This window comes from Nitrosomonas sp. Is37, from assembly GCF_033063275.1.
In the GTDB taxonomy this organism is placed as follows: Bacteria; Pseudomonadota; Gammaproteobacteria; order Burkholderiales; family Nitrosomonadaceae; genus Nitrosomonas.
Genome location: NZ_JAWJYP010000056.1, coordinates 1 through 5263 on the forward strand (window position 1 = coordinate 1; position 5263 = coordinate 5263).

General features: G+C 35.4%; 3 protein-coding genes. 2 read left to right on the forward strand and 1 reads right to left on the reverse strand.

Annotated features, from left to right (window positions below; all coding sequences use genetic code 11):
* Positions 1-1480 precede the first annotated feature (1480 nt).
* Complete coding sequence (locus tag R2Q26_RS15035; RefSeq protein WP_317537034.1) at positions 1481-2191, forward strand: RNA polymerase sigma factor FliA; 711 nt, start codon at positions 1481-1483, stop codon at positions 2189-2191.
* A 905-nt stretch (positions 2192-3096) separates the two neighbouring features.
* Here R2Q26_RS15035 and R2Q26_RS15040 read toward each other — a convergent pair.
* Positions 3097-3261, reverse strand: coding sequence for a hypothetical protein (locus R2Q26_RS15040; protein ID WP_317537032.1), 165 nt, complete (start codon positions 3259-3261; stop codon positions 3097-3099).
* Between the two features lie 408 nt (positions 3262-3669).
* Between R2Q26_RS15040 and R2Q26_RS15045 the strand changes: the two genes are divergently transcribed.
* Positions 3670-3936 carry a hypothetical protein gene (locus R2Q26_RS15045; RefSeq protein WP_317537033.1) on the forward strand — a complete coding sequence of 89 codons (267 nt, stop codon included), beginning with the start codon at positions 3670-3672 and terminating at the stop codon, positions 3934-3936.
* The last annotated feature ends 1327 nt before the right edge of the window (positions 3937-5263 follow it).

Below are 5263 nucleotides of genomic sequence, written 5' to 3' on the forward strand. Positions count from 1 at the left end.
CAATATTAATCGGCTATTGATTGGCAATATGCCTAACCTACAACTTAGTAGTTGAGAAAAAGGGTTTTTCAGGGACGACTAACTAGTCATCCAGAAAACGTGCCTTAACACCTGTTGACCACGCAAGCACATTCGTTGCTCTTTGCCGTAGAGTTTTAGCGTTACGATAGTACGATGCAACTTATCAATACGTACCGGTGTGTATTTTTCTCCATACTCCTTTTCCCTCCCTAATTCACCCTATCTCTGAAGCGGCAGTACATCGTAGAGGAGGTGGTTGCACTTCTGTCATCAAGGTCAATAAATTCTTAATTTATCGAATATCGCTAACTTGGCCACCGCTTAGGATAAAATTTAGAAGGTCGCCTAGTTCATCTATAATAGCATGAATTTATTGACAAAACTTCTTATTGAGTATATCGAGGTTTCTGCTTTTGCCGAACTCCCTGCCGCTCTCCGGCAGCAGAGGAATGTGCGTGAGTAATCGTACTATTAATCAGAACCTGTTGCATGTTCAGATAATGACTACAACCAATGAACAGAAACTTCCAGATCTCATGTTCTATTTACCCGATGACTGTGGTAACAATCACCTCTGTATATTACTCCGTAAATCCACATTGCTGCTTTTAAAAGATGCCGATATGTTTCAATGGTCTCAATACTCCGGCATAAACTCGCTCTTGAAGCCGTAATAGTTGGTATAAATTTCCTCATTGTTCATCGGTCAATTCTTGCTCTACTCTTCATTCTTGCTCAAAATGGACCTAGATTTTGTTGATAATTACGAAAAGTCAACAGAATCCAAAATGTGATCGATCATCTCAAACCATGCATCAGTTTTTAATTTGTATACGATATTAATTTATATCCGGTAGTAATGCTAACGGAATATTTGGATTAAATTTCTAGAATAATGGAAGAAATCATCTTCTATTTGCCTTATTGAAAATTGAATGAGTCACTAATAATACTCATCACTCACTAGGAAATGTAATGGCAGAAAAAAATTATTTAAAGTGTGATGAGTAAACTCTGCTAAATCGTTTATAAAAAACAAACTACTAATATCTGCTGGTGAGTCATGAATAGTTATCTTATGTCATCGTTTTGCTCTGTTTGGTTTAAATATTTTGTGAAGATAGATGAAATTGTGAATTTGAGAATAGCGTTAGGTGTTATTACTCATTATTAATTAGTTTTGCATTATAAAATGTTTAAACAAAAGATATGGAAGACTTGCACATTGCCAATCCTAAATATTCGCTGTCTAGAAATATTAATTTTTCTACTAAAAATGAAGCAATTTTTTTTACAGGATCTTGGAATTACATTGATAAAGTTAAATACGATTCCCTGTTATTAATCAATAAGGCAAATTTTGAATTCTAATAAATACGATGAAAGTGTTGAAGATTTCAAGCTTCACTTTATACCAATAGGTAATCTAAATAAGGTGAATTTTTCAGTTTTACACTCTATGTATACTACATCTGGAATCATAGACAAAGAACAATTCCTAGTTGAGTTTACGCCACTAGTAAAACGTATTGCGCGCCATATGATGGTTAAGCTGCCTCCCAGCGTAGAAGTAGATGATCTAATTCAGGCTGGTATGATTGGCTTGCTAGATGCAATAAATCGTTATGAAGGATCGTATGGACGTCAATTTGAAAGTTATGCAGCGCAGCGTATCCGTGGATCAATTTTAGACGAATTGCGTGAGTCTGACTGGTTACCTCGTAGTCTTCGTAAGAAGATGCGCCAGATTGAAGTAACTATGAGAGCGCTGGAGCAGCGTTTGGGTTGTCCTCCAAGTGAGCAGGAGTTAGCAACTGAATTAAATATGACTCTTGATGAGTATCACGAAGCTTTGCAGGAAGTGTGTGGTGGCCAATTGATTTATTATGAAGATTTTCAGGAGGAAGATGAAGGTCATTTCCTAGATCGATTATGTTCTGACTTTGATAATGAGCCACTGGAAATCTTGTTGGATAAAAAATTGCGGCAGTCACTGGTTACAGCAATTGAAAATTTGCCGCCAAAGGAAAAAATGGTAATGGGCATGCATTATGAGCAGGAGATGAATTTGCGGGAAATAGGGGAGGTGCTTGGGGTTAGTGAATCACGAGTATGCCAAATACATACTCAAGCGATAGCGCGTCTTCGCCTACAACTGAGAAGCTTGTGAATCTATTAAGTTGATCAGGGCAGCTTTGAAGTTCTTGAGCAACATATGCAACATATTCGCGCGTGACAGAAGCAACCTTGGTTGATTTGGAGAAATAACCTGATTTTTGATTAAATACCGATATGGTTTTTTTGCTCATCGTGCGATTGGTGGTAGTTAGAGATAACCTCCTATTCAGCTAATCAACATCATTCCTATAGGTTAGTGTTGGTAAGACTTACGATGATCTATCCCCTACGAACATTCTATTTTGCTATTCGCTGCATTCTGGGTTTGATGTGAGGAGTACTAATCCAAGAGCCCTCACGCCAGAAAAGAAGCAACACATTGTGTCTAATTTCATTTCTATTTAATAAATTGCACCCACCATTTCACTTATAAAAAAGAAATAAAATTATTACTAAAATTTTGGGCGATCTCCTGGATTTTATCCTAAACACTAAGTCTGCGATATTCGGTAAGCAAAGAATTTATTGGCCTTCACGATAAAAGTGCAGCCGCTTTGCTAGGTGATAAAGGTTATGATAGCGATGCTTTTGTTCAAAAGCTCACTGAAAAAGATATTAAACTTGTTACTCCTTTGGGGTAATCGAGTTATTCCAAAAAATTGTGATTGGTTTGTATATAAAGAACCATTGAGTATTTCTTCAATAAAATTAAACATTACAGAAGAATATTTTTTGGTATGAAAACTAATCTGAAATACTAAAATCATAGGAATTTATACGGTTTGCATCAACATTGATCTGGCTTCGTTAAAATGTTAACAGAACATATACTTTGATCTACAATTCCAACTCTTCTGCCTGTCGACTCGGTTTTTTGAGATGATCATTAACTTGTTCTAGTAAATGCGCATTGCTCCTGGCAAACTGTTTACCGCATTTTCCAGAATACCACATCTGTTAAATAGTTGAATAGAAGCCATGTAGGATAACAATAACGAACACAGAAAACAGGCCATGTATCTGATTTCCTTGTGTGGTTATGGCTTTGGCGAAGCTCTGTTCGACGCGATGTGCCGACAGGATCGCTTGTTGCTTAACATTTTTGATTGGTGCAAAATGCATAATCATGCTTGCTAGTTTCTTCACGTAAGATTTGACAAATTGGGTGATACCAGCTTGTTGACAAGGTATCCAAATTCACTAGCTTATGCCCAGTTTTGTTAGTTACTGCATGCTTCTATGCCTATCGTTATAATCTTCATGCTAATTCCTGTCTCTGGTTTGGCTGTTTAGTCATTGCTTTAGCACTATGATGCTGTTTAGGGTAAAGAGGAGCTCATTCCCTCACAACAATATTAAAATTAAAACTACCTGACAAATAAAAAACGCTGTTATATACTGATATATTATGAAGCACTCGTTTCTGTTAGAAATAGCAATATCGTTTCCGAGTGTAATAAATTCATTGCTACAGTTAGATTCTAAAAAAAAACGATTTGCTATCATTAAATTCAATAAAAGGAGTCAAAAATGAATAAATTTATTATTTCTGCTTTCATTTCTGTGTTGATATTGGGCTCTACTTCTGTCTTTGCTAGTGGAAATAAGGAATCCGCATTAACACCTATTAGAGCGCAAGATCTATTGAACTTGATGTCTTGCAAAGACAAAAAAGCGAATGAGCAAGTTAAAGATCGTGTAAATGGAACTAAAGTTACATGTGGTGAGGTAACGAAAAAAACTGCAAGTGCGGTAAGTGCGAATTCTAAGGCATCTTCTTCAGGTGGCGGATACTAAGCATTTGGTCTGCATTTAATCTTTTTATTGCATTAAGATGATCAATAATTTATAGACTAAATGCATTTATATGGAAGATTTAAAATATAAATAGCTCCCTTTTAGTGTGAATATAATTTGTCTAGCTATTTCATGGCTAACATGAAGACTATATTTTCCCTAAAATAAAGGATAGAGGTAAAGATTAATAATAAGCTATTAGTTTTTTAAGTGACAAAATAATTCAAATAGAAGGATATGGGCCTATATTATTAAAGATGTAGCCCATATTCCTTATTTTCTTGTAAGTTCATTTGCTATTTAGGTGCGACTAATTGATAATCGTGCGCATCTATAATATAACTTGATTGAGGCTAGTGGACTATTCCCGAGACATTGTTTTTATATTTTTATATATGAATTTCAAATATTTGGACGAATAGAGAGATCTTGAAGATGTGCTGTAGCACTTAATTGATCGCCAGAAAATCAAGTAACTTTGTCAAATCTATACATAGATGCGGAATCGAAAGGTAAAGTTTTAGAAGGGTATACTGTATCTGTTAAGTGCCTGATAAAGCGGAAGTCAAATCTTTCAAGATTGAGTCAAAACCTGGAGTGCCCTCTATCCTCATAAGTTATCATACTCTTCTGAAGCTAAGCTTATACTACTCGAACGCATTAGTTTCGGGCAGCACCATGGTATCTGGAAGTGTCTCTGGAATCGCAAATGTTTATTCCTGCTATGTACGATAAGCTCCTGCTTTCCTTGTTTCTAGTATCGGGCGCACACTCAGTGATAAGGAAATTGTCGGTACGTTTTTATAAAAAAATATTCATGCTCTCGTATCGGTAAGGTGTTTATCCAGAGCAATCAATAAAATACAAATCAAAAACAAAGCCTGGCGTGTTTATTAACCCCTGTAACATATAGCGCCATCAGCAAAACTACAGATACTTTTTTCATAAAAAATCAGCGCTTTTGACTTTTTCATTTTCAATATTTACGACAATTATGAACAGTAACCATAAAGCTGTTTAATAACCCTTTGAATGAAATGACTCCTTTCGTACAAAATATTCTCTAATTGCTTTAAGCTTAAAAGAATAATTGACACTGATTTCCCTATTGAGAAGGTTTTTTAGTTGTAAGAATATTTGTCAGGGCAATCTTGTTTTAATTATTGAGTCCTAAATGTCAAGGCTAAAATTAAAACATGACATCTTTCTTGGGTTATTTTTCATTCGCCCAAACTATTGAAGCAGTAATAGATTTTATTTTTTGCTGAAATCCCCTGCTATAAATATGGAAAAACTGCTTGACTAAAATGATGAAGGTGACTAGCCT